Genomic DNA, 22,034 nt, shown 5'->3' on the forward strand with positions numbered 1-22,034 from the left:
CGCACCTTTTTAGCACTCCACTTCCGTGACAGTTATGCATATGTTATATGCATACCCAGAAACAACCCTTTACATAAGTTATTCCTTCGGCTGTTACACCTTTCATAAATAATCAATGCCTGCCGACTCCTATTTATTACTCTTTATAAACAGCACCTCTAACATAGGTATTCTATTAACTTCTATATTACTTCTATATTATATGTTAATCTTTAATAATATGATACCATATAACTAGAATTATTCAACTATATTTTCAATATTATTCCATCTTAATTATTCGCCTCTATATTTATCCATGAGACTACTCATAGTATCTCCACTTGATGGTGGTGTATAAGTAATGGCATTAGCTCCGGCTTCTATAGTTCTTCTTATGCTTTCTTCAGTTGGCCCTCCTGTTGCTATAACAGGAAAATCTGGAAATTCCTCTTTTATCTTTCTTACTATCTCAGGAGTATTCTTTCCACCAGATACATTTAATATTGTTGCTCCAGCTTCTATTCTTTCTCTTATATTTTCATTAACTGAAACTACTGTAACTATTAAAGGAATGTCTATTGTTTTTCTTATCTTTGAAACTACTTCATTGGATGTAGGTGAATTTACAACTACACCCATGGCACCTTTAAACTCTGCATCTAATGCTAGATTTACTACTCTTTTACCTTGAGTTATTCCTCCACCAACTCCACAAAAAACAGGTACATCTGCTGCCATAACCAATGCTGCTGTTATTAATGGTTGAGGAGTAAATGGATATACAGCTATTATAGCATCTGCATTAGTGTTTCTTATAATTGCAACATCAGTTGTAAATAATAGCGATTTTATTCTCTTTCCAAATATTTTTATTCCTGAGCAATCCCTAATACAAGATGGAACTTCTACTACATGGCTTCTTAAAAGCCCTTTGATCTCAGGAACAGTTTTTTGCTTTTTAATCTCCATTAAAACACCCCTATCACTAAATTTCTAAATATATTATACTATTTTAAATCAAATTTTAAATAAGTTTATAATAAATTACATTAAATTTAACACTTAGTCTATAAATTTTATTAATTACTTGATAAAATGTTCCTATATCTAACTAAATTTTATGTCAAATAGTTATCTAAATTTAACTAATAGAATATACTATTACAAAAAATTTATTAGTTGTTTTCTAAAAAATTGGATGGAGGTACTTGAATGAAGTTATTTAAAAATTATTATCCACCATATGTAATCCTTTCCACTTTGTATTTATTTTTTATTCTCTTTGCTTTTTGCTTAGATTCACCATCTGAAATTTTTCATGGTCTAAAATCTATAATACTATCATCGGATATATTAATTACTGATTATATGGAAGTTGGGGGAATTGGTGCTGCTTTAGTAAATGCCGCTCTAACAAGTTTATTGTCATTATTGCTTTTAATTATTATAGGAATTAAACCTAATGGTTCAACAATAATGTCTTTATGGTTAATGACGGGTTTTTCTTTTTTAGGTAAAAACATATTTAATATTTGGCCTATTATACTAGGTGTATATTTATTTTCTAGATATCAAAAAGAACCTTTTCTTAATTATATATTAGTTGCTTTATTAGGTACTTCTCTTTCTCCTGTAGTAAGTCAAATTAGCTTTGGAAGCAATCAATATAACCTTATTTCAATAATTTTAGGTATATTACTTGGTATTGCAGTAGGCTTTATTTTACCTCCTATAGCTTCTCATAGTATAAAAGCTCATAATGGGTATAACTTATATAATATTGGATTTGCTAGTGGATTAATTGCTACATTATTAATGTCAATACCCCGTCCTATAACAAAATATCTTATATCCAATCCATGATTAATTGCTACATTATTAATGTCAATACTAAGAGGTTTTGGTATAAACTTAGACTCTAGATTGATTTGGCATAGTGGGTCAAATAAAATTTTATCTATTTTACTTTTTATTTGCTGTATTTATTTGATTATTATTGGAATTATTTATGGTAAAAATAAAAAAACTAATCTTACCAATATTAATAAACAAACTGGTAGATTAATAAGTGATTTCTATATTCTATTTGGAGAAACTACTTATATTAATATGGGTATATTAGGTATTTTAGCCGCTTGCTTTGTTATTCTTATTGGTGGAGATTTAAATGGTGCTACTATATGTGGGATCTTTACTATAATAGGATTTGGATCATTTGGTAAAAACATAAAAAATACTATTCCTATAATTATTGGTGCTACCTTAGCTGCTATATCTAATATAAATGAAGTTACTTCACCTGCTTTATTATTGTCTATATTATTTTCAACAACACTTGCTCCTATTTGTGGTAAATTCGGATGGAAATATGGTGTTTTAGCTGGTATAATTCATGTTAATATAGTTACAAATATAGGTTATTTACATGGTGGTCTTAATCTTTATAACAACGGTTTAGCTGGCGGGTTTGTTGCAATGATATTAATTCCATTAATAACCACATTTAAAAAGGAGATCTAACTTATGAAATTTAAAGTTGAAAAAAACATTAAGATTATTAACGAATTAATAGCCTACTTTTATAAATTAGGAACTATTGATGTTCATATTGATTTAAGCTCTGATGATGGGAATTCTTATTTTAATATCTATGGACAAATCGATAATATTTCAAATGATGAATTGGAGTCTTTAGCTACGATTTTAAATACTCCAAGACAATATGAAGTTGAAAATTATTATTGGAATCTTGGTGGAGAATGTGAATTTGACTCTGAACTTACATTAGTTGGAATGATGATAAATTCAGCTAAAGTTTCATATAAAGATAATATTTTAAAAATCAGCATTATTCGTGAAGAAAATTAAATTGTTCGTTACATGTAAGCGAAAAAATGAAATATTTATTTTCCAGGAAGCGTGAAATTTTCACCTAGAATTTATATAATTGATTCCATAAAGCTGGCTAAAGTTTTTAAACTCGCTATCACTCAAACAGTAAAAACTTCTTTACGCCGCTTTACTCCATCAATTATTAAATTCTACGGCTTAATTTCAATGTTCCTTCCAAATTAATATTTCATTTTTTCTTTTTTTCACGTAACTACTTATAACATTGCACCTTATAAGTGACTTTCGAAGCTTTAGCTCTTTTTCTGGAAAAAACAATATAAATTCTTAACGCAAATTACATAATTCCTGGAGGTTATATCATTAATTTTTCGTCTCCACGTGACGAACAATAGAATTCGTTAAAGAATTATTTCAACAGGTTGGTTTATTTCTATACCATCCTCTGTTACTATGCAATTATATGCAAAAATATCTACTCCATTTTCTTTAGCAAATCTTAAGGCTTCACCAAACTCTTTATCTCTTATATCATTTGGTGAGAATTTATTTACATCTTCTAATTGTATTAAAAACATTGCACCTGCACCATAACCTTGTTTCTTCGCCTCTACTAGTTCTAATAGATGTCTCGCTCCTCTTTCTGTTGGTGCATCTGGAAATCTAGCATATCCATCTTCCTCTAAAGTAACACCTTTAACCTCTAGAAAATATTCATCTCCCTCTTCTGTAGATATTTTAAAATCAAATCTACTTTTACCAAATGTCTTTTCTCTTAAAATATTAGTATATTCCTCAAGGCCTTTTATCTTTTTATTTCTTAGTGCCTCATCAATTACTTTATTAGGTATTTGTGAATCTATGCTTATAAGCTTTTCTCCCTTATATACTGCTATTAAATCATAGGGGGTCTTCCTTGTAGGATTAAGTTCTTCTCTTAAAAATACAGTACATCCTGGTACTAATATCTCTCTACATCTACCTGTATTAGGTACATGAACCTTTATCTCTTCTTCATTAAGTTTTACAATTGCATTAAACCTATTAGGTCTACTTATAAATTCTGCTTTAAATATTTCTTTATTATATTTCATGTTATCTCCTTAAAATATTACATTTTATATTAATATTCTTCATTTATTTACTTAATATTATATCTCTTAATAATAGTTATCCACAACTTTTAACTTAAAAACTACTCCTCTTATTTCTATATTTAATAAAAAGACATGTTATCCACAGATTTTGTCCACAATTATGTTAATATTGTTGATAACTTTCCAGAAGAATGCTTGTTCGATTTTTTTATTTCAACATTGTATGTGTTTTTTCTACAATACCCCCTATCTTGTTATATTTTTTTTTGATACCCTAATATATTGTGTCAATAGTTTTTAAAAAGTTTTCAACAGTTTTTTAAAGTTATCCACATTTTGTGGATAACTTTTAACATTATTAAGAACTTTTACACACACCTTTTAAATAACTTATATTAGAAAAATAACATTGCTATTAATAATACATATAAAACTATATATACCACTTGGTCATCCCCCTAATATTTTTATTATTTTATAAAATTTTAAAATCCAAGTATAAACAATATAATTTTACTTATTGTTCATAAAATTTAAATTTAAAAATTTTTTCAAAAAACCTTTACAGTTTTTTTTTGCTATGCTATTATATTTTTTGTAATTGAATAAACAAGCGTGTTACTGGTGATGCAGGCAAGGCTTAAATATGTATAAATTATTTTTTATCTCAAATAATAATAAGGGATAGGTTTATAATTTATAGATATTTGAGCCTTTTTTGTTTTTTTATAAATATTTTAGGTTCATGCTATTATCTTATAATTTTAAATTATTAGTTTTAGGAGGAATAATAAAATGATGCAATTTTTACAAAGAATCGGTAAAGCAATCATGCTTCCAATTGCAGCTCTTCCAATTGCTGGTATATTACTAGGTGTTGGTGGAGCATTGTTAGGAATAGCGGGATTAAGTAATGCACCTGCTATTTACGAACCACTAATAGCATTTGTTAATATTCCAGCTGTTACAGCTGTTTTAACTGTTATGAAAAATATAGGTGATATAGTTTTTGGTAACTTACCTGTATTGTTCGCTGTTGGTGTTGCTGTTGGTTTAGCTAAAAAAGATAAAGGTACTGCTGCTTTAGCTTCAGTATTCGGATTTATAGTAATGAACCAAGTTGTTTCTACCCTTTTAGCTTTAGGTGCTACTCAATTAGGAGTTCTTACTCCAGATGCAGTTGGGGACTATGGAACTTATGTAACTACTAACTTAGGTATATTTACATTAAATATGTCTGTATTTGGTGGTATTATAACTGGTATAGTTACTGCATTATTACACAATAGATTTTGTACAATTCAATTACCACCAGTTATTGGATTCTTCTCAGGAGCCAGATTTGTTCCAATAATAACTTCACTTACAATGGCTTTAGTTGGTGCATTACTTGCATTTGCATGGCCAGTTGTTCAAGATGGTATTGGTATGTTATCTACATTTGTTAAAAATGCTGGAGCTTTAGGTACTTTCTTATATGGTCTTATTGAAAGAGCTTTAATTCCATTTGGATTACACCATGTATTCTATACTCCATTCTGGTATGGATCTTTCGTTGAAGCTAATGTATTAGTTAATGGTTCAGTTCAAACAGTTGCTGGTGCAAATACTGCTTACTTCGTTCAATTATCAAGCATGACTGATTTAGTTGGCGCTTCTGCTTCAACTATGAGTGAAATTGTTAGTGGAACAACTAGATTCATGGCTGGTAAATTCCCATTAATGATGTTTGGTCTACCTGGTGCTGCACTTGCTATGTATAAAGCTGCTAATCCAAGTAAAAGAAAAGTTGTTGGTTCATTATTAGCAACAGCTGCATTAACTTCATTCTTAACAGGTATTACTGAACCATTAGAATTTACATTCTTATTCGTTGCTCCAATATTATACGTAATTCACTGTGTATTTGCAGGTTTAGCTTATATGTTAATGGGTGTATTAAATGTATTCATAGGTATGACATTCTCTGGTGGATTCATTGATTATGCTCTATTTGGATTACTTCCTGCAGGTGCTGGAGTTCCAACTAAATGGTTAACAGTTATTCTTGTTGGTATTGTATACTTTGTAGTTTACTACTTCGTATTCTATTTCATGATTACTAAATTAAACTTAAAAACTCCTGGTAGAGATGAAAATGAAGAAGAAACTAAACTTTACACTAAAGCTGACTTCCAAAACTCTAAAGGTGGTGCTACAGAATCTGCTGCTCCAAAGACTGCTGGTAAAGGTGAAATAGCTGAAAAAGCTCCTTTAGTATTAGCTGCTTTAGGTGGAGAAGAAAACATAGTATCTGTTGATGCTTGTATCACAAGATTAAGAGTTGAAGTAAAAGATAAAGCAAATGTTAACAAGGACGAATTAAAGAACCTTGGTGCTGCTGGTGTTGTTGAAGTTGGTAACGGAATTCAAGCAATATTCGGTGCAAAAGCAGATGGTTACAAAAATGCTATAAACGAAATTCTTGGTGAATAATTTTATTATAAAATTTGATGTATTTAAAATATTAGAGTTAGAAAAGTGGCCTAAGGCCACTTTTTTAGTTCATATATTTAATTATTTTAATCCATTAAAACTATTTATACATATACTCTTGTCATAGGTAAGTTATTGCTATCCACTCTTCTAAGTTTATAAAATAAATTAACCATTGTTATTAATTTATATTTATGGCGCTATATGAGAATTTAATAAATATATAATTAATAACAATGGTTTAAAGCTTTATAAGCTTCTATATTAAATTATTCCAATATTTATAAATTATATTCAATAATACATTAATTTACTGATTATTAATTTTATTTTTTATTAATTCTTGCTCTTTTTTATTTTGCTTTTCTTCCTTATTATGTTGTTTTTTGTCTAGGTTCTCTTCCCATAATGGTTCTGCTCTTTTCGCCCAAGTTAATCCATAGTTAATAGTCTTCTTACATAAATCATCCACATCCTCTGGATCTATATATTCTGTAGATTTTGCCCCTGAATTTTTAACCATTTCTGCAATCTTAGGTGCATTATCCAATATTGGACATGGTCTAAATTGATTTTCATTAAATGGTTGATTCTTTTGATACTCCATAAATAATGGTTGTCCTAAAGCTTCTATTAAAGATACATCTTTAATGTTTGCATTTGAATAATGGCAGAATACACATGGTTCTACATCTCCATTTGCATTAATATGACAGTACCTTCTTCCTCCAGCAACACAACCTCCAACATATTCAGCATCATGCCAGAAGTCCATATTAAATATAGATTTTGTACTACGCCAAGCCCTAATAGTTCTATATAATTTTTCTCTTTGATCTGGATTTGCCATTAATGATGTATCTGTATTGCATCCTATTGGCATAAATGTGAAATACCAAGAGAAATATGCTCCCTTATCTATCATTAAATCTATAAATTCTTCAGATAAAACGCTATCACAATTAGCTGTAGTAAAACAAGTTGAGAATCCAAATGGAATTTTATTAGATTTCATAAGATCCATAGCTCTCATAATATCTTTCCAAGAACCATCCCCCCTTCTTCCATCTGTTGCATCACCAAATCCTTCAACACTTATAGTTGGTACTAAATTCCCTGCTTCAATTAAATCATCACAAAACTTTTGATCTATTAATGTTCCATTTGTAAATAACATAAATACACAATCATTATGTTTTTTAGTTAACTTCAATATGTCATTCTTTCTAACTAATGGTTCTCCACCCGTCATTATATAAAAGTAAATTCCTAACTCTTTTCCTTCAGTGAATAACTTATCTAATTTATCGTAACTTAAATTTAATGATTTATTATAATCAGCTGCCCAACAACCTATACAATGCTTATTGCAAGCTGTAGTTGGGTCTACAAGGATTGTGAATGGTATTTCATGACCATACTTATCTTTATTTTTTTGTATTTCAGTCCAGCCTCTAATAGATGCATTCAATAAGAAGTTCGTAAATACAGTTTGAACAATATTAGGATGAACGTTATTAATTATATTACACATTAACTTAGTCCAATTATTTTCTGGATCTTTTAAATATTCATCTATAATATCATATTGATCCACATATATTTTTTCCGTATCAAACTTTCTTAGCCATCCCATAATCTTTGGTAAATTATTCTCTGGATCTTTTTTTAAGTATTCTAAAACTTGTTTTAAAGCAAACTGTTGAATTTTATACTTTGGACTTAACATTTATATATCGCTCCCCTTCAAATAACATTAAAATAATTACTCTAATGATAATCCAAGTGATACTATAAGCACTTTATATAAATTTATTCATCTATTTTTATTCTATTAATATAACTTTAGTAATTAAATTGTCTTTTTATTCTTTATAATTGATTTAATAATATTATTTTAAAATAAAAAAACACAATATATATTAACTTATTAATAATATATATTGTGTAAAAGCTCCTGTTTTACTATTAATTTATTAAATCATGTTAAAACTTTCTTGTGATTTTGTATGCATATCTTCTTTTTTATTATTCATAATTCATATACAATTGTTTTATACCAAAGCTATTAATTAAATATTGATTTTATATACCTTGCATAGAACGTGCTAAATACTTATCTTCGTCACTATCGTTCCTTGATAAGTAAAGCTACGTTCTCAATATGCGCAGTTTGTGGGAACATATCTACTGGTTGTACTTCTAGTGTTTTATATCCATTTTCCTCTAAAATAGCTAGGTCTCTAGCTAGGGTACTTGGATCACAACTTACATATACAATTCTCTCAGCATCAATATTAGTTATAGCATTTAATAACTTAACATCGCAGCCTTTTCTTGGTGGATCTACAACAACTACATCAGCTTTTACACCTTTATTTATTAAATCTGGTATAACAACTTCTGATTCTCCAACAAAGAATTCAACATTTTCAACGTTGTTTTCCTTAGCATTTATATTTGCATTTTCAATAGCTTGTGGAATTATTTCTACACCATAAACCTTCTTTGCTTTTTGTGATAAGAATAAAGTTATTGTTCCAGTTCCACAATATGCATCAAATACAGTTTCATCCCCTGTTAATTTAGCATATTCCAAAGCTTTACCATATAAAACTTCAGTTTGAGTAGGATTAACTTGGAAGAATGATAATGGAGATATATTAAACTTGAAATCACCTATATAATCACTTATAGTAGGTTCCCCCCATAAAGTTATACATTCTTGCCCTAATATCACATTTGTTGGTTTAGAATTAACATTTTGAACGATACTCTTTATTCCTGGTATATTATTAACTAGTAATTCTACAAACTCATCTTTATTCGGTAGTTTACTTCCATTAGTGACTAGAACAACCATTACCTCATTAGTGGTAAATCCACGTCTAATCATTATGTGTCTAAGAATTCCAGTTTCATCATAGTTTCCATCAATATTATATGGCTTTATATTATTCTTTTTTATCCATTGTCTTGTTAACTCAACAACCTTATCAGCCACTCCCTCTTGAATTAAACAAGTTTCCATATCTATTATTTCATGACTTCTTGGTGCAAAGAAGCCTATTTTCAACTCTCCATTTATCATACCTATAGGTAATTGAACTTTATTTCTATATCTCCAAGGCTCTTCCATACCTAATGGAAATTTAACTATGCTATCATCTAATTTTCCTATTTTAGTTATACAATCTTTTACTCTTTCAAATTTAAAATTTAATTGTTCCTTATATGTAGAGTGCTGTAGTTTGCATCCACCACACCTTTTATTTATATTACACTTTGCTTCACATCTTTCATTTGATGCTTCTAATACATCAATTAACTTAGCATAAGCAAAATTCTTTTTAGATTTTACTATTCTCGCTTTAACTTTTTCACCTTTTAATGCACCTTCTATAAATATAGGAAATGTTTCATTAATTTTAGCTATCCCTTCTCCTTCGTATCCTTGAGAAATAATATCAAGTATATATTCCTTATTTTTTTCTATCAAATCTATCACCTATCAATCTTTTTATGTTATTCTAACAAACTATTAATATTATATACCAAAGTACTAATCTAATAAACATGCCATATCTTTTTCGATAAAAAAAGTCACAGATATAGGTGTTATACTCAAATTATTTATCAATATTGGTCTTTCCTTTTTTCTTATCTTACAGAATTTTATAACAATAAATAATCACTTCTTTATAAATTTTCCCCATATTACTTTTTATCATTTCTGAAAAGAAACATTGGAAGAAAAATTATTTCCAATATTTTTTTAAAATGCTCTGTGTTTTTCAGAACAAACGAAATTGAATTCTATTCTTGTATCTTCATAAATTGTTAGTAATTACAATTGCTTTTTTCTTCGTATCCACCAGAAATCTGTCACATAAGCTTTTCGCCTCAGCTGAACAATCCATACAATTCAAATCTGTAGCAGTTTTATAATCTAATTAACTTTCATGCAATTATAAAACTGTGATTCTGAAGGCGTGTAACCTATTTTGCTCAAAACCTTATTATTGTTTTTTGTAGCATCATTTCAAAAAATAAGGGCCTTCCCCACTGTTGGCTTAATTATACCAATCAGAACTCTGATCGTTGTAGACATTCCCAAACAATTAAGGCCTATAAAACCCCAAATGCCACTTTTGATTGTTTTCAAATTTAAATCAACATACCTCTTACTTTACCATACTATTTCGTTAGGTTGTTAGTTTCTATTGCATACATTTGTCGTCCTCAACTCTACACATCAATTCTACGACACCACTACTGCATTCACACTCTGAATCTATACGCAAAAATATAATTACTATAAAAAATAAAAAGATATCCTTCCTAATATCATTATAAATCTAAATAGTAATCACCATCTTTTATTTTCCCATTTCTTCGAAGAATATAGTCGAAGAATAAGGATAAAGTAATCGGCATAGCAAAATGCAGCAACAGAACCCCAAATACTGTAATGGTATTTAGCCCCATATCAGTAAAAGTAAAAATCTGTCCTACAAACCCACATGTACCCATACCTGCTCCGGCAGGTGTATTCGTCATTTTAAAAATACATGTCCCTATAGGTGCAATAATTGCAGATGATAATATGGTTGGCAATAATATCCAAGGATTCTTAATAATATTAGGCATCTGAAACATTGATGATCCCAGTCCCATTGCCATGACCCCACTCATTTTGCAGTCTCTATAGCTGATTGTTGCAAAACCAACCATTTGCACACAGCATCCAATTGCTGCCGCACCTGCAGATATTCCTGATAATTTTAACATAATGCATAGAGCTGTACTTGATAATGGGGAAGTTAAAACCAATCCTAAAATAATTGAAACAATAATACCCATAAAGAATGGCTGCAGTTCTGTAGCCTCCATAATAACTGTGCCTATGCCTGTCATTAGTGCCTTAGCCAAAGGTCCTGCAAAAGTTGCAGCAATACTTCCTACTAAAAGGGTAACTCCAGGTGTTACCAAAATATCTACCTTGGTTTCTTTAAAAACCATTTTACCAAACTCGGCACCAATCAGAGCTGATATTAAAGCCGCAGCTTCACCACCAACATTTGCTCCCAAAGCACCTGTAGCTATGCTTGTAAATAAAACTAATGGTGGAGCTTCCAGTGCCCATGCCACAGCAACTCCAATAGCTGGTCCAACCAGTTTCATCGCTAATGCACCAATATCAACAAGATATATAAAAACATCATGTTTTCCTAGCAAAGCCTGCCCCTGCTCGCCAATTGTTTTAAAAATCAATCCAATTATTAATGAAGCAAACACAGCCTGTGCCATTTGAGATAAAACATCTAATAAATACCGTTGTGGTGTAATTACAATATTTTTTCTCTCTAAAAATCCTGAAATTCTCTTCCCTTGTTCACTGAATTTTCCCATTATTTCTTCCTCCAATCAAAAAATCTGCAGAATAGACAGCTCCATATCCCTATCTATCCCACAGATTATTTTAAAGGATAAAACATTTCCAAGGTCAATCACAAATTTAAAGATAATTTTTAATAGTATTATGTAGTCAGCAAAGCTGGATAATCTATATTTTTTTCAATTACCTGATTAAGATAATTATTATATTTCTAATATTTTCTTTTGTAAAACCTTTAAATTATTTCAGGGTTTATTTCAACAGGAATTTGAATCTCAAAATAACGGCAGAACTCCTGATTTAAATAACCTCTTCCCACCAGCATTCCACTGACAGCTCCACTAATTTTATAACCCTTGTTAAGAGCATAATTAATTGCAGTATAAAAACATTCTTTATTCAGATTTTTCAAAGACCCTACACGAACAATTGTACATAAACAAAACTGCTCTCCATAAATAAAATTCTCTAAATTATCAGGAATATTTAATTTATCATAATACTCCTCATCAGTTGTAAATCCCCATTTAAGACAATTCTCTTTCAGTTCTACGCAAACATCAAAATAGAAAATATAATCATCAGAAAAAATTGTTTTACCTACATTTTTATCAGCAGTTATTTTATCAAAATTCTCACCGTAACTGGAAACAAACTCAAATACACGTTTTCTTTTTATCTTTTTCACCCAATAATTTCCAATATTATATTTAATAATTTTCTGATTTTCAATAATTTCATTTATTCGCTGACGTTTCAGCAAAAGATAATCAATTTCATTATTCAATTTATTTTGATAGATGATCATGTTTCTCATCGACCGGTTGTGAAAATCATTATAAATTGTGTCTTTGATATCCTTGATTTTGATGCCCCAACTCTTATAGTGCAAACATTCAATTAGTGAAAAAATGTCAAAAATACTGTAGATTCTGTACTTACTTTTTTCATCTCTTACAGGAGCAATCGCACCGTACTTTTCATAATATCTTATCATTTCATTTGATAGATTTAATATTTCGGATACATCGCCTATTTTATATTGTTCATCCATCATATCTCTCCATTTATATATTTTGTAATTTATGACTAAATTGGTTTATCCAACATCACGTTAACAAAATTATAAACCATTAGCCACTTGCTTATCCACAATCTCCAACTTTTTCCATTTATATATCTGCCAGATAAATTGGAATTTATCAATCTTTTGATACATGAATATTATAGCATTGCCATATCGTCATTCCTTTTCTGGTTTGTAAATAATACTTTTATCCCATGATTTATCAAAAGTTCAAGCATTACTTATACAACAGGTTGTTGACAAATCTTGTTCTAAAAAATGTAAAGTAATCAATCAAGAAAACTACCTATTGTATATTATATATAAGAAAATGCACCTCATATTTGAAGTATTAATATCACTTAAATTGTTATTTATAGTTTTTTTATATTGAGTCGCTTTAGTTCGTAGTAAATTAACTCTTAAAATCTCTTGTTATAGTCATTAAGCATAATGTTTATAAGAATAATCTTAATTTATATTAATTTTTATGTAAAAAAAGACACCTTTCGGTGCCAAGTAATGAAATCAGTTGCCTTTACCATTTTAATTCTTTCGAACTATTATGATATTATCAATTATAACCTACTTTTTCAATATTAATTGTTAAGTTTTTGTTAACTTTTTATTTTTTATTATTTTTTGCTAGTCTATCTTGCATTTTTACTGTCCTTTTCATTATCTAACGAATAATTTTATTCATTTTTGCAATTTATGACCAATATATGGGTGTGCCTCCGGGGATAATCCATATATTGGATTATCCCCGGAGGCACACCCATAAAAAAAAGAAGTGTAATATTTACACTTCTTTTTTTATGTCAAATTATTCTACTACGCTTACTTTTAAAAGGTTAGTTGATCCAACTTGATCTAATCCAGCAGCTATTACAACTGTATCTCCAGATTTAGCGAATCCATTTTCAACAGCTATCTTAGTAGCGTTAGCCATCATAGCATCTGTTGAATTTTGGTCTTCAGCAACTACTGGGTAAACTCCGAAGCAGAATGCTAAGCTCTTAGCAACTTTTTCACATGGAGTTACAGCTACGATTGGGCATTCTGGTCTGCATTGAGAAATTCTTCTTGCAGTTGATCCACTCTTAGTTGAAGAAACTATTGCAGCAGCCTTTAATTCGTTAGCAGCATTGCAAGCAGCTCTTGAGATAACTCCTGATACAGCTGGAGTATGAGATTTAGCTTTAGAAACTGCAGTTTCATAGTTTAATTTCTTTTCAGTTTCAGTAGCTATTTTAGCCATTGTTTGAACTGATTCTACTGGCCAATCTCCGTTAGCTGATTCTCCAGATAACATGATTGCATCTGTTCCATCTAATATAGCGTTAGCTACGTCAGAAACTTCTGCTCTTGTTGGTCTTGGGTTTCTCATCATTGAGTCTAACATTTGAGTTGCAGTTACAACTGGTTTTCCAGCAGCGTTACATTTTTCGATCATCATCTTTTGAACAGCTGGTAATTTTTCAAATGGAATTTCAACTCCTAAATCTCCTCTAGCAACCATTAATCCATCAGAAACTGCTAATATTGAATCTATGTTATCAACACCTTCTTGGTTTTCGATTTTAGAAATGATTTGGATATGTTCTCCACCATTTTCGTTTAATATTTGTCTGATTGTTTCAACGTCTGAAGCTTTTCTTATGAATGAAGCAGCAACAGCATTAACTCCGATTTCACAACCAAATTTTAAGTCAGCTATATCTTTTTCAGTTAAAGCTGGTAATTTGATTGAAACTCCTGGAACGTTAACGCCTTTGTGAGTTGCAACAAATCCAGTGTTTTGAACTGTACAGTGAATTTTGTTTCCGTCAATTGATTCAACAGTTAATCCAACTAAACCGTCATCTATAAGGATAGTATCTCCTGGTTTAACATCATTAGCTAATCCAGCATAAGTTACTGAGCACTCTTCAGTATTACCAATAACATCCCCACCTGCATGAACAGTGAATTTAGCACCTGCTTGTAATTCAACTTTCTTTGGATCAAATTTACCAGTTCTTATTTCTGGTCCTTTTGTATCTAACATAACAGCGATTTCTTTATTATGTTTCTTAGCTAATTCTTTAACTAAGTTTATTCTTCCTGCATGCTCTTCGTGATCTCCGTGAGAGAAATTGTGTCTTGAAACATTCATTCCTGCTTCAATTATTTGTGATAATATTTCTGGGTTTTCACTAGCTGGACCGATAGTGCAAATGATTTTAGTCTTTCTCATTTAAAACTCTCCTTTAATCTCTAAATTTAATGTATTTAAAATAAATTATTAGCCTATTTATTAAAATTACTTAGAAATTTCTTCTGAAATTTCATATAGCTTTTGATCAAAAGTTCTTTCTAAAGCTAAAGCTTCATCTATATCTTGATCGAATATTTCATTATTTTTGATACCAACAACTCTTGAAGTCTTACCTTCCATTAATAGTTCGATTGCTCTTGAACCCATTCTTGAAGCTAATACTCTATCGAAAGCACTTGGAGCCCCACCTCTTTGGATATGTCCTAAAACTGTTGCTCTTGTTTCGATTCCTGTTTGAGCTTCTACATATTTAGCTAATTCTGAAGCTCCACCAACACCTTCTGCAAGTAAAACTAAGTTATGCATCTTTCCAGCTTTTTTACCTTCTAAGATAACTCTGCATAATTCATCTTTATCATAACCTTTTTCTGGTGTGATTATATATTCAGCTCCACAAGCTACACCTGTATGAACAGCTATATCTCCACAATCTCTTCCCATAACTTCTACGATAGATACTCTTTCGTGAGAAGTTGAAGTATCTCTAATTTTATCTATAGCATCAACTACAGTATTTAATGCTGTATCAAATCCTATTGTATAATCAGTGTAAGTTAAATCATTATCAATAGTTCCTGGTAAACCTACTGTTTTTACTCCTAATTTAGATAATAATTTAGCACCAGTGAAAGATCCATCTCCCCCGATAACTACTAAAGCATCTACACCATTATCTGCAAGAATTTTTGCAGCTTCTTTTCTTACTTCTTCTTGTTTAAATTCTACACATCTAGCAGTTCTTAAAATTGTACCGCCTCTTTGAATTATATCTGAAACTGATGATCTATTCATTGGGAATAATTCACCATTAATTAATCCAGCATATCCTCTTTGTACTCCCATAACTTCAATACCATTATGTATTGCAGTTCTTACTACTGCTCTTATTGCAGCGTTCATTCCTGGAGCATCTCCACCACTTGTTAAAACAGCTATTTTCTTCATAAAATATTCCTCCTCGATACTACTAAGGACTCTGCATGTCCACTCACTTTGAAATATTTGTTATCATATTACTATTTTGTTTATTATTAAACTTTTTACCACCTTATTTATTTTACTTGTAAACTGATAGTAATGCAACTAAAATAAATCTACTTCTGTCTAAAATTATCGTCTATTCATAAATTTATATATATATTTTACCCTAAATTTATCGAAATTATATACATATTATTAATTATAATTTTATTCTTTGTAACTTTTTACATATGCTATTTTATTATATTTTTTCTGAAAACTCCGCAAATTCAAGAATTTTTTATTATTGTTACTTAATTACCATTCATTTTCTTGAAATTTTTTTATTTTTAAAAAAAATTTATTTTATAAAATATTCTTTCAATTTATTTTTTTGTGAAATCTTACAAATTTTATAAAAAATATCTTCACAAATTCTTTTTTTGTGAAGATATTAAAACATTTTTGATTATTTTTATTCAACTACTTTTACATTATCGTCCCCAAAAAATTTTTTTAATTCAAGAACAACATCTGTATTTAAATCTATCCACATTTCTCTTGGCATTCTATAATTTTTTCTATCCCTTGAAGTAAATATATAAAGGGCAGAATCACCTCTATATTCTCTTATAGTCTCTATTAACTTAGGTTTCATTTCCTTTGCTTTTTGCAAATCATCAACTCTTATATATAGTTTACTACTATTTACCTTTTCTAAAGCTTCTATACTCTCACAAATAAGCTTAGGTTCTTCATCTTCCTTTATACTAACTCTTCCACTAATAACAACCATTGAATCTAAATTAATTAAATTTCGTACTTTATCTAAAGTTTTAGGGAATACTACAACCTCAATAACTCCTGTTAAATCTTCTAATTTTAAAAATGCCATTATTGAATTATTTCTAGTTACCTTTTGGTTTACTTCTGCTAATATTCCTCCAAGTATTACTCTTTGATTATCTTGAATTAAATGTTCATCATCACTTAATCCATCCATAATGGCTTCATATGATTGAAATATTTTTTCTACTGTAGTTGATGTCATCATCTTTAAGCTTTTTTCATATTCATCTAAAGGATGACCTGATATATAAAGACCAGTCATTTCTTTTTCCATTGATAATAAATTATTTTTTGCAAATTCTTTTATATCTGGATATTTTACTTCTGGTACATTTATACTTTCATCTGCCATACCAAAAAGACTAATTTGACCATCTATATTTCTTTTTTTATCACTAGCTACACTATCCATTAGTTTTTCATAAACAGCTAATAATTTTGATCTAAATATTTTAAACTCATCAAAAGCTCCTGCTTTTATTAAACTTTCCACAGCTCTTTTGTTTATTGTTGATAAGTCAATTTTATTTATAAAATCAACTAATGACTCGAATTTACCTTTATTTTTTCTAGCTTCAACTATTCCATCAACAACATTTAAACCAACATTTTTTATTGCTGCTAAACCAAATCTTATACTATTTCCTTTAACAGTAAACTTTGAATAGCTTTCATTTATGTCTGGTGGTAACACTTGTATACCTAAGCTTTCTGCAAACTTAGTATAGTGTGCTACTTTTTCACTTATACCCATAACAGAATTAACCATTGCTGCTATTGTTTCTACTGGATAGTAATGCATTAAGTATGCTGTTTGATAGCCTATTACTGCATAGGCTGCCGCATGTGATTTATTAAAAGCATACGAAGCAAAGTCCATCATCTGATCGAAAATTTCATTTGCCGCTTTTTCGCTTATACCATTTCTCAAACAACCTGGTACTTCTACATTACCATCTTCATCTACTATTCCATATATAAAATTCTTTCTTTCTTGTTCCATAACACTGTGCTTTTTCTTTGACATGGCTCTTCTAACCATATCACTTCTACCTAAGGAATATCCCCCTAAATCTCTAACTATTTGCATAACCTGTTCTTGATATACCATTACCCCATATGTGACATCCAATATACTTTCAAGTTCTGGCGTCTCATAATGCACACTGTCTTTATTTCTTTTACCCTCTATATATCTTGGAATTTCTGACATTGGTCCCGGTCTATATAATGATATTCCGGCTATAATATCTTCCAAGCAGTCAGGTTTAAGCTCCTTCATGAATGATGTCATTCCTGGAGATTCTAACTGGAATACACCAGCTGTTTTTCCTTCACCAATCATGTTATAAACATTTTTATCTTCAAAATCTATTTTATCTAAATCGATGTCTATTCCTCTATTTTCTTTAATCATTTTAACAGCATCACTCATAACTGTTAAAGTTCTTAAGCCAAGGAAATCCATCTTTAAAAGTCCAAGCTCTTCTAATGTTGTCATATCAAATTGGGTTACTATCATATCTTCATTTCTTTGAAGTGGTACATATTCAACTAATGGTTTTGATGCTATAACTACACCAGCCGCATGAGTTGATGAATGCCTTGGTAACCCTTCTAGAGTCTTACTAACATCTATTAATATTTTTACTCTATCTTCATTATCATATGCTGCCTTAAGCTCAGGATTTAAATCTAATGCCTTTTCTATGGTTATTCCAAGCATTGTAGGAATCATTTTAGCTATTCTATCAACTTCTGCATATGAGTAATTCATAGCTCTTCCTACATCTCTTAAACACAATCTAGCGGCCATTGTACCAAAGGTAATTATCTGTGATACATTTTTAACTCCATATTTTTCAACAACATAATCAATTACTTCCTGTCTTCTTTCATAACAAAAATCCGAATCTATCTATTACTACCCTCTCTTTCGAGATACTTAAACACTACTTCTGTAGTGGGTATAGACTATATCTTCACCCACCGACCTTTATACGGTTTGGGCTGCCCCACTTCGCTACCATTTATAATGAAACTCGACTCCTTTCAGTCGCTGAGTAAGTTCAATTTACAAAATTAAAATTTGGAATTTCACTTAAAGATAGCTACGTCCCCTCGGACTAGTCGTTGAACGTTTCCCTATTCAGGACTTCGCTGCTTATTACCCAATCTATTAATTTTTTAGCTTTCACGCTTAAGCTTATTTCATCTTTACGTTGTAGCATTAATAACTCTAAGGGCTTTCAAGCAATTCGAGGCTCTTTAAGCATATTATTTCTAATATGCACGACTATAAAGTTTAAAATGTAGATTTTAACTCAATATATTTATTATATTTTCTACTTAAATAAGTTTGCTATTTTACTGCATGACATATTTTTATTTATATATAAATTAATAATTTTACTTTTATAATTATCTAATTCATTTCTTTTCAAAACTCTACACCCCTAAGAAAATTTACATATTCTTAGTTTAAACTTTTTTATAATCTGGCATACTTACTCTTTCAGGATTTAAGAAACGCTCAAAAAGCAAGCTGTACTTTATCGGATTTATTTTTGTTATTCCCAGAGTATATGCAACTATGGAACCAGCAGCACTATTATGAACTGCCATAGAATTTGCTATATAAGATGTATCCCCTGGAACAGATAAATCATATACCTTTCCTATATACTCTTCTTCAGTTTTACTCTTAATTTTTATATAAAAATAATCATCATCCATATAAAAACTATCATTTCTAAAGAACTTCTGCTGCCTAACTGGAATCTGATAATTTTCAAAATCATCATTCCACTTTAATAACTGCATTCCAGATACACAAACTGAATACTCATCATGCATCTTTTCTTCAGGCTTTACTCTAACCTTAAAAGTACTCCAATATCCTAATCTTGCGAGTATCATTCTAAGCTGTCTAGTTAATTCAATTGATGTTGTAGTGTATTTAATTCTAAATGATGAACTCTCACAGTTAATATCACTATGACTTCCATCACCCCTAAACATATTTGCCACTAACAGCTTTAAATCACTATTGCTAGCATCATTAACAACATCATATGGTATCCTTTTATTATTAGCTCCTTCACCGCATTGAATTCTTAAAAACTCTGATATAATCTTTGAATTAAATTCAATCGATGTACTCTGCTTAATTTTATGTTCTCTCACATATCCTTCTAAACCAAATACAGACTTAACTAAATTTAATACATCTTCTATATATTCAGTTTCTTTCTTATTGAATCCAAAACCAACTTTATATTCTCTTATATCTTCATTAATAGTAGTCCATCCTTCTGATATAAAGTATCCATACAATTTGCATAGATTAGTATTTAGCTCTATAAATCTATTAACTTTTTTAGATTGTAATTTATTACTCCCTATTTCATACCAAATATGTTCATTATCATATCTTAGATGATCCTCATGCTTACAATAATCCAATAAATCATACTTAACATCCTTAATTTCTTCTTTAACTCTTGGATAAACTACAAAGTCATTCTTTTCTAATTTATTAGCTTCTATCCATTCTAACTTATAATCTTTATATGCTGGATTTTTACATTTCTCTTTTAAAGAACAGCTTTCTTTGCAAACTATTGGTAGCTTGCTTCTATCCTTCCAGACCTTAGTACACTTTGAAGCTTTTATGGCTAACATTTTATGATCACTTGTAAGCTTAACCTTTTCATTAGCACTTTCAATAATTACTATTTTTTCTTTAATATCATACCTTAATAGATTTTCAACTAACTGCATATTACCATAAGCAGTAATAACTTCATCACCTATCCTAATATTTTCTATGTTTTTAATTGAGCCATTACTTAAAAGTATTTCTGTCCCTGGTAAGAAACATCCTCTTCCTGGTCCAGTTGGTATCCCATGATCATTCGAATACTTAATAAAGTCCCAAGTAATCAAGAAATAATCAACATATCCCATTTGATTAATTACACCAAGTTCATAATTTAATCTATCAACATACTCCTTTGCTTCCTCATTAGTTTCTGCAAAGTCCTTTATCTGTTGAACATTGATTAATTTATCCTTAAACTTTTCAAATACATCATATCTTTCAACTAACCCTTCAAAACACACCTCTTCAAGATAATCAAAGTGAGTTTTATATTCCTGTGGAACTGGGAAGTTTGGTAACTTAGAAACATGAAACTGATAATCAAAATTACATTCATCAGCAATCTTAATTGTATTCTCCAATGCTTCAGGAACATAAGAGAACATATCCCACATTTCCTCTGGCGACTTTAAATAGAACTGATCTGAAGGATATCTTCTTCTATTTTGATCCTCTACAGTCTTCCCTGTTTGAATACACATTAAAATATCATGTGCTTTTGAATCTTCCTGATTAATATAATGGACATCATTAGTAGCAATCAAAGGAATACCAGTTTCTCTAGATAACTTAATATTCCCCTCTGTAACCTTTCTTTGCTCCTCTATTCCATGGTCTTGTATTTCTAAGTAAAAACCATCTTTAAAGATATCCTTATACATTAAGGCAACTTCTTTTGCCTTTTCATAGTCTTCTCTTAATAAATTCTTTTGTACTTCTCCACCTAAGCAAGCACTTAAAGCTATTAAACCTTCACTATGTTTTCTTAAGAAATCATGGTCAACTCTCGGCTTATAGTAAAACCCATCAATAGATGCTGCTGATACTATTTCCATTAAATTTTCATAACCAACCTCATTTTTTACTAATAAAACTAAGTGATATGTACCATTATCCTTATCATTAATTTTAATATTCATAGACTTTCCTGCTACATATACTTCACAACCAAGTATAGGTTTAATACCTTGTGCTATAGCTTCCTTATAGAAAGCTACACATCCATACATAACACCATGATCAGTAATGGCTATGCTATCCATTCCAAGCTCTTTTGCCCTACTAACAACTTTCTTAACTTTAGCTGAGCTATCAAGCAAACTATATTCAGTATGTAGGTGAAGATGACAGAACTTTTTATTTTCCAATAAGAC

The 22,034-nt window shown here is 29.9% G+C and carries 13 protein-coding genes, 2 pseudogenes and 1 riboswitch; of the genes and pseudogenes, 4 read left to right on the forward strand and 11 right to left on the reverse strand.

The genetic code is table 11. The annotated features are described in order from the left end of the window. Positions 1 to 2: 2 nt before the first annotated feature. A riboswitch (Lysine riboswitch) is annotated at positions 3 to 169 on the reverse strand. 107 nt (positions 170 to 276) lie between these two features. Next, complete coding sequence (locus Q0Y03_RS05330; RefSeq protein WP_297712811.1) at positions 277 to 951, reverse strand: hydrolase; 675 nt, start codon at positions 949 to 951, stop codon at positions 277 to 279. A 243-nt stretch (positions 952 to 1,194) separates the two neighbouring features. Here Q0Y03_RS05330 and Q0Y03_RS15525 point away from each other — a divergent pair, with 243 nt between their 5' ends. From Q0Y03_RS15525 to Q0Y03_RS05340, 3 genes are all read left to right on the forward strand, one after another. Next, the gene (locus Q0Y03_RS15525; protein ID WP_363318716.1) at positions 1,195 to 1,845 is read left to right on the forward strand and encodes a DUF1576 domain-containing protein; all 651 of its coding nucleotides are present in this window, start codon (positions 1,195 to 1,197) and stop codon (positions 1,843 to 1,845) included. Positions 1,846 to 1,968: 123 nt separating this feature from the next. Further along, positions 1,969 to 2,502 carry a DUF1576 domain-containing protein gene (locus tag Q0Y03_RS15530; RefSeq protein WP_363318718.1) on the forward strand — a complete coding sequence of 178 codons (534 nt, stop codon included), beginning with the start codon at positions 1,969 to 1,971 and terminating at the stop codon, positions 2,500 to 2,502. A 3-nt stretch (positions 2,503 to 2,505) separates the two neighbouring features. Beyond that, positions 2,506 to 2,850 (forward strand): hypothetical protein, encoded by a 345-nt coding sequence (locus tag Q0Y03_RS05340; protein ID WP_297712812.1) that lies wholly within the window; start codon positions 2,506 to 2,508, stop codon positions 2,848 to 2,850. Between the two features lie 383 nt (positions 2,851 to 3,233). Here the strand turns inward: Q0Y03_RS05340 and sfsA are convergent, their stop codons facing one another. Further along, positions 3,234 to 3,926, reverse strand: a complete 693-nt coding sequence (gene sfsA / locus Q0Y03_RS05345) for a DNA/RNA nuclease SfsA (RefSeq protein WP_297712813.1) — start codon at positions 3,924 to 3,926, stop codon at positions 3,234 to 3,236. A 798-nt stretch (positions 3,927 to 4,724) separates the two neighbouring features. On the opposite strand from sfsA, the gene Q0Y03_RS05350 reads away from it, so the two are divergent. Beyond that, entirely contained in the window at positions 4,725 to 6,404 is a 1,680-nt protein-coding gene (locus tag Q0Y03_RS05350; protein WP_297712814.1) for a PTS transporter subunit EIIC, read from the forward strand. Positions 6,405 to 6,714: 310 nt separating this feature from the next. On the opposite strand, the gene Q0Y03_RS05355 is transcribed toward Q0Y03_RS05350, so the two are convergent. The 9 genes and pseudogenes from Q0Y03_RS05355 to dnaE (Q0Y03_RS05395) form a co-directional block, all read right to left on the reverse strand. Then, complete coding sequence (locus tag Q0Y03_RS05355) at positions 6,715 to 8,133, reverse strand: radical SAM protein (RefSeq protein ID WP_297712815.1); 1,419 nt, start codon at positions 8,131 to 8,133, stop codon at positions 6,715 to 6,717. A gap of 399 nt (positions 8,134 to 8,532) precedes the next feature. Then, complete coding sequence (gene rlmD, locus Q0Y03_RS05360) at positions 8,533 to 9,903, reverse strand: 23S rRNA (uracil(1939)-C(5))-methyltransferase RlmD (RefSeq protein ID WP_297712816.1); 1,371 nt, start codon at positions 9,901 to 9,903, stop codon at positions 8,533 to 8,535. Between the two features lie 851 nt (positions 9,904 to 10,754). After that, positions 10,755 to 11,816 carry a PTS sugar transporter subunit IIC gene (locus Q0Y03_RS05365; protein ID WP_297712817.1) on the reverse strand — a complete coding sequence of 354 codons (1,062 nt, stop codon included), beginning with the start codon at positions 11,814 to 11,816 and terminating at the stop codon, positions 10,755 to 10,757. Positions 11,817 to 12,037: 221 nt separating this feature from the next. Continuing rightward, positions 12,038 to 12,856 (reverse strand): MerR family transcriptional regulator, encoded by an 819-nt coding sequence (locus Q0Y03_RS05370; protein ID WP_297712818.1) that lies wholly within the window; start codon positions 12,854 to 12,856, stop codon positions 12,038 to 12,040. An 838-nt stretch (positions 12,857 to 13,694) separates the two neighbouring features. Next, a complete protein-coding gene (pyk, locus tag Q0Y03_RS05375; RefSeq protein ID WP_297712819.1) occupies positions 13,695 to 15,107 on the reverse strand; it encodes a pyruvate kinase in 1,413 nt (470 codons plus the stop codon). Between the two features lie 66 nt (positions 15,108 to 15,173). After that, positions 15,174 to 16,133 (reverse strand): 6-phosphofructokinase, encoded by a 960-nt coding sequence (gene pfkA, locus Q0Y03_RS05380; RefSeq protein ID WP_297712820.1) that lies wholly within the window; start codon positions 16,131 to 16,133, stop codon positions 15,174 to 15,176. 490 nt (positions 16,134 to 16,623) lie between these two features. Further along, positions 16,624 to 18,915: pseudogene (gene dnaE, locus Q0Y03_RS05385) on the reverse strand (DNA polymerase III subunit alpha); the annotation flags it as partial. A 563-nt stretch (positions 18,916 to 19,478) separates the two neighbouring features. After that, positions 19,479 to 20,903: an LAGLIDADG family homing endonuclease gene (locus Q0Y03_RS05390; RefSeq protein ID WP_297712865.1), complete on the reverse strand. Its 1,425-nt coding sequence runs from the start codon at positions 20,901 to 20,903 to the stop codon at positions 19,479 to 19,481. Beyond that, positions 20,880 to 22,028, reverse strand: a pseudogene (gene dnaE, locus Q0Y03_RS05395) (DNA polymerase III subunit alpha); the annotation flags it as partial. The gene Q0Y03_RS05390 and the pseudogene dnaE (Q0Y03_RS05395), both read right to left, overlap by 24 nt. Positions 22,029 to 22,034: the final 6 nt, after the last annotated feature.

The sequence above is a fragment of the Clostridium sp. genome, assembly GCF_026168755.1.
GTDB lineage: Bacteria > Bacillota > Clostridia > Clostridiales > Clostridiaceae > Clostridium.